The sequence below is a fragment of the Salinimicrobium sp. WS361 genome (assembly GCF_050750585.1).
Classification (GTDB): Bacteria; Bacteroidota; Bacteroidia; order Flavobacteriales; family Flavobacteriaceae; genus Salinimicrobium.
In genome coordinates this window covers 1-607 of record NZ_JBOJLM010000062.1, presented here as the reverse complement: position 1 = coordinate 607, position 607 = coordinate 1, and the positions used below count along the sequence as shown (strand labels likewise).

At 40.2% G+C, this 607-nt stretch carries 1 protein-coding gene; it reads left to right on the top strand.

The features are described 5' to 3' along the window. The coding region (gene istB, locus ACQ93I_RS17240; protein ID WP_431699613.1) for an IS21-like element helper ATPase IstB at window positions 1-607 on the top strand (607 nt) is incomplete at both ends.

Sequence of the window (607 nt, the reverse complement as noted above, 5' to 3'; positions counted from 1 at the left end):
AATTAAACGATATCACTGCCGATGAATATCTGGCACTACTCACAGACCATGAGTGGGAGGATCGCCAGAACCGGAAGATAGATCGTCTTTTTAAACAGGCAAACTTTAGGCAGAAAGCAAGTCTTGCTGAAGTAAACTACGCCTCCAATCGTAACCTCGACAAGAACATGTTTGTTCGTCTGGGATCCCTGGATTTTATAGCTAAAAAGGAAAACCTTATACTGACCGGTGCCTCCGGAGTAGGCAAAAGTTATTTAGCACAGGCCTTAGGTCATCAGGCCTGCATGATGGAATATAAAACCATCTACTCAAACACTGCCCGTCTATTTAAGAAGTTAAAACTCAGTAAAATTGATGGAACCTATCTCAAAGAATTAAATAAACTACTTAAAGCAGATCTGCTCATCCTTGATGATTTTGGACTTCAAGCCTTCGACAATCATGCAAGAGAGACCTTAATGGATATAATCGATGACCGATACAATAAAACATCTACCATATTATCATCTCAAATACCGGTATCTGCATGGTACGATATTATAGGGGAAGGAACTATTGCTGATGCAATCCTGGACAGGATAGTAAACTCCTCACATAGGATAGATCT